At 46.9% G+C, this 4,176-nt stretch carries 7 protein-coding genes; 1 reads left to right on the forward strand and 6 read right to left on the reverse strand.

All coding sequences use genetic code 11. The features are described 5' to 3' along the window. The 3 genes from HMPREF9304_RS12440 to HMPREF9304_RS12450 form a co-directional block, all read right to left on the reverse strand. The coding region (locus HMPREF9304_RS12440; protein ID WP_036929747.1) for a hypothetical protein at positions 1–349 on the reverse strand (349 nt) is incomplete at its 3' end. After that, on the reverse strand, positions 337–651 hold the full coding sequence (locus HMPREF9304_RS12445; RefSeq protein WP_021825736.1) for a helix-turn-helix domain-containing protein: 315 nt from the start codon (positions 649–651) through the stop codon (positions 337–339). The genes HMPREF9304_RS12445 and HMPREF9304_RS12440, both read right to left, overlap by 13 nt. Before the next feature lie 7 nt (positions 652–658). Then, complete coding sequence (locus HMPREF9304_RS12450) at positions 659–928, reverse strand: helix-turn-helix domain-containing protein (protein ID WP_036929752.1); 270 nt, start codon at positions 926–928, stop codon at positions 659–661. A 370-nt stretch (positions 929–1,298) separates the two neighbouring features. On the opposite strand from HMPREF9304_RS12450, the gene HMPREF9304_RS14580 reads away from it, so the two are divergent. Further along, positions 1,299–1,613 carry a hypothetical protein gene (locus HMPREF9304_RS14580; RefSeq protein WP_156104823.1) on the forward strand — a complete coding sequence of 105 codons (315 nt, stop codon included), beginning with the start codon at positions 1,299–1,301 and terminating at the stop codon, positions 1,611–1,613. Positions 1,614–1,690: 77 nt separating this feature from the next. Here the strand turns inward: HMPREF9304_RS14580 and HMPREF9304_RS12455 are convergent, their stop codons facing one another. The 3 genes from HMPREF9304_RS12455 to HMPREF9304_RS12465 all read right to left on the reverse strand — a co-directional run. After that, positions 1,691–2,176, reverse strand: a complete 486-nt coding sequence (locus HMPREF9304_RS12455; protein WP_023983529.1) for a DUF1896 domain-containing protein — start codon at positions 2,174–2,176, stop codon at positions 1,691–1,693. Positions 2,177–2,229: 53 nt separating this feature from the next. Next, positions 2,230–3,513 (reverse strand): site-specific integrase, encoded by a 1,284-nt coding sequence (locus HMPREF9304_RS12460; RefSeq protein WP_036929757.1) that lies wholly within the window; start codon positions 3,511–3,513, stop codon positions 2,230–2,232. 12 nt (positions 3,514–3,525) lie between these two features. Beyond that, positions 3,526–4,176 (reverse strand): site-specific integrase (locus HMPREF9304_RS12465; protein ID WP_036929759.1); only part of this gene is annotated, 651 nt, incomplete at its 5' end.

Raw genomic sequence — 4,176 nt, forward strand, 5'->3', positions numbered from 1 at the left:
GGTGGCTGTTGCGAAAGGGCTGGAGATATTTCCCCTGAAACTCGGATAATTGCTTTCTGTCCTTTGTTTTTCCCATTCTTTGATGAAATTCTTCGGTAGAAGTAGCCCTTTCTGTTGGCGACAACGCTGTTTCTTGATAGGACGGTTGAGAAAAATCCTCGTTACTCTCCTTGTCATTTTGTTCCTCAACTTTATCAACAGGCTCAAACCTTCTCTTTTCCTCTTCATAATCGGAGGGCTGGTCAAAATCGGGTAACTCTTCGGGCTTGCGGAGCTTAACGCCATAATTTCCCATATCTCTAATGGCTTGTTCCAAGCGTTGTTTCCTTTTTTCATCTATTCTTGCCATAATTTCTTGGGTATCGGGTTATAGTGTTTTTCAAGCATGGCTTGTATGTCGCTCTGCTTGTAGAGTATCTTCCCTCCGATTTTGTAGAAAGGAAGCGTTCCTGAGTTTCTGTACTCTTGGAGCGTGCGTGTGCTGAGCCGTAATTGCCTGCACACTTCCTCGCTCGAAAGGTAAACCTCGCCATCTAACATCGGACGAGCTGTGGCACAATACCGCTCCAACTTCTTCAAAGTGCCTTCCATCAGTTGTGAAAACAACTGCATCTGAGGGTCTTCCCGCGTAATGATTTCATTCTCTGCCATAATTCATTCATTTTTTGACTTCATTCAGCATTTCGCTGATGTCGGTCTGTTTGTAATAACACTTGTGTCCAATCATTGAGAAAGGGATTTTCCCCGTATCTCGGTATGATTGCAGGGTACGCTTGCTGATACCCAAACGCTTGCACACGGCTTCGTTGTTGAGCCATTGCTCGGCCTCGGGAGGATTGCCGATGAGTTTTTTCACTCGGTGGATAAAGTCTGCAAACTCGGAGCGGTGTCGCTCCCACACTTTGCGGTCGATGATAATGAGTTTCATTGCCTTAATTTTGTTTTGATTACGTTATTGTTACTCGGCAAACGAGCTGTTACGCTGCCCGTTGCCGTACTTATCGGGTGCAAAAGTAAGTGGTCAAGAGCATCGCTACAAGGGATGAGGAAAAGCAGGGAAATGTCAGGAAAACAAGAGAAAAGACCACGAGGAAATCCCTCAGCGTTATTGCGGTAATGAGATGAGGTGCCAGTTCTTTCCTTTTATTGCATATTTGTTGGTCTATCGACAGTTCGATAGTTCGACAAATCGAGATGTCGAACTATCAATAGTTTGTTTTGACGATAGTTTGTTTTGACAACAGATAGTCTTGACAACAGATAGTCTTGACAACAGATAGTCTTGACAACAAATTGTTATGACAACAAATTGTACAGACAACAAATTGTACAGACAACAAATTGTACAGACAATAAGTTGTACAAAAAATGGCTTGTCATATAATAAGATTGTTAAGACAATCGTTAGTTCTAACTATTGTTTCTACAATTCGCTTTTGCGTCCAAAGAGCCTGAGTATGCCGTATTCTTGTCGTGCCTATCTCTCTACGGCAGCCTTGCCCTGCAAGGTTGGGAGAGATGAATACGACCGCACGGATATTGAGAATTGTAGTACTGCCTTGAAAAAGAAAAATCCTGCGGTGGAGATTCTTCTCTCCATCCACAGGACTTGACCTTTCAGGGCAGACAGGCTGCCGTTGTACCTTTGCACGATAAGAAACGGCATCAGGAACTTTGCGTGCGCCTTTGCCTACAACGCCTTCGGGCTTGCTTCCTCCGTCTGTTTGACCGTTGGCAGGTTGTTGCTCTCGATGAGCAGCACTATTGTGCCTGTCAGTTCGGTGTAAAGACGGTCGTATTGTCCGCTTGCGGCAAATGCGTCCGTCAGTTCATACCCAGCGAATGTGGCTTGAACAGCCTTGTTCGCCAACAATAAAAGCGAAAGCCTCTCGGGGAGCGGTGCAGGAAGTTCCCTCTCAAACTCGTCCTCCAAGACAGAAACAAGGGTATCGTACTTTGAGAAATGCAGTCCACTGAAAAGCACTTCACTTGCTATTCTTTCTGCTTCTAAATGATTAAAACCTTGCGCCACGGCATCGCAGTAGGCGGTCAGTGCCATATCGGCTCTTGCCGTGATAAACTCCTTGTCTCCCAATCGCTCGGGGTGATGTTCACTCATATAGCTTTCCAACTTCAATCGGAAGAAGGAAACTTCCTTTTTGTTCTTCTGTTTCATTGTTCTTCTTGTTAAAAAGTTAGACTTCTTTTTTGATTCATTCATTACGGCTGTTACAGCCCAATTATGGGACTTGACTTTTTCGGTGTTCTTGACGGACACAGCCGTAAGGCTTTACGCAGTACCCTTGTATGCTCACTACCCATCAGGGGTTGCATTTCCTTGGCAATCTTGCTCTTGGTCACCCGTGCATAAATCTCGGTCGTGGAGATAAAGCGATGCCCCAGCATCTTGCTCACCGTCTCTATCGGAAGTCCGTTCTCCAGACAGATGGTCGTGGCAAAGGTGTGCCGTGCGGTGTGTGAGGTCGCTTGGGTATGCGGTGGCAGTCCTGCCTTAATACATATCTCCTGAATAGTTCTATTGAAATTACTGTTGCTGGGAAACTCTCGAAAGAAAAGCCCCTCCCTTCGTTCGTGGCTCACAATGGCGAGTATTTTCTCGGCAACGGGCAGCAACGGGACAATACTTCTGTTCTGTGTCTTTGTTCGGCAGAGGGAGATATATCTGCGTCCATCACTGAGCGTATAGACATCATCCATTCTGAGTTTCTTCAAATCGGAGAATGCCAGCCCCGTAAAACATCCCAGGAGGAAAATAAGTCTGCAATGGTTGTCTGTCGAGCGGTGCGGACGGTAAGCTAAGAGTTTTTGCAGGTCGTCCGCCGTAAGTGCATTGCGCTCGTAGGTAGGCGTTTCTATGTCTATGAGTTCAAAAGGGTCTTCACGAACGTATCGCTCCTGCAATACCTTGCGAATGACCTGATGCAAGTGGCGTAGGCGGTTGCCGACACTGCTTTCCTTGTTTCCCAAGTCCCGAAGCATGAAAAGGCGATAGTCCTCAAGGAAAGTCTTGTCCACCTCTGTGGGCATACAGTCTGCCCTGTCCCTTACTTGCAGGAAATGAACAAAACTCTTGTAGCTGTCCTTAAAAGCCCTGACGGTCGCCTTGCTTAGTGTTCTGCCCTGCAAATCCTCCTTTTCTTTACAGACGGTTTGGTATAACTCCGTAAGTGTTGGCATAGGGCGACTTTGCTGCATATAACGCTCCTTGAGGTATTCCGCCGTGATATAGTTTTCTTCCCTTAATGTACGTTCATAGAGTGAATGCAAGCACTCTTCGATTGAGTTCAGTTGCAGATTGATGCCGCTTGAATTACCTGCTGTCGCCTTGATGCGCCCTTTTCGGGCAAGCCACTCGTCGGGAACGGATTGTAGCTGTGTGGAAAACGAAGAGGATGTGCCGTTACAGGTGATACGACAGCGGATTACGCATAGTCCGTCTTCATTGGTCTTGCTTCTATCTATGTAGAATAGTATGGCAAATGTACTTTTCATTGTTCTGCGGTTTTAGTTGGTCAGTTGATAATGTGCGAGTTGTGGAAGTATTTTCTCTATGTCCAGAAAGACACGCTCGGGAGAAGTCTCCGCATACACTTGCGTGGTTTTGATTTGACTGTGTCCGAGCATTTTGGAAACGCTCTCAATGGACACGCCCTCCGACAGTGTCATCTGAGATGCGAAGGTATGCCGTGCCATGTGATAGGTCAGCGTTTTCTGAATACCGCAAAGCCGTGCTATCTTTTTGAGGTGTATGTTTACCGTGTCGCATCCGGGTATGGGCAGCAGATACCCCTTGGGCGGTTCGTGTCGGAAAGCCCTCGTGTGAATGCCCCGATAACGCTCGATAATGGCAGTGGCTTCGGGAAGTAGGGGGATGTGGCANACGTTGCCCGTCTTNATTCTCGGCTTGCGTATCCAAGTCATTCCCGCTTCGTGAAAGACGTGCTGCTCCGTCAAGTGATACACGTCGGTATAGGAAAGCCCCGTCAGGCAGGAGAAAAGGAACATATCCCTCGACACTTTTTCATAGCCTTGCAATTTATCTTCTCCCAAGGCTGCGATAAGACCTACCTCCTCCCTTGTGATGTAACGTGGAGTACCCACTTCCCAACGAATGGAATGGTTGATGAAGGGATAGGTGTCAATGATGTGCCGTTT

It is taken from the genome of Hoylesella timonensis S9-PR14, assembly GCF_000762405.1.
In the GTDB taxonomy this organism is placed as follows: domain Bacteria; phylum Bacteroidota; class Bacteroidia; order Bacteroidales; family Bacteroidaceae; genus Prevotella; species Prevotella timonensis_A.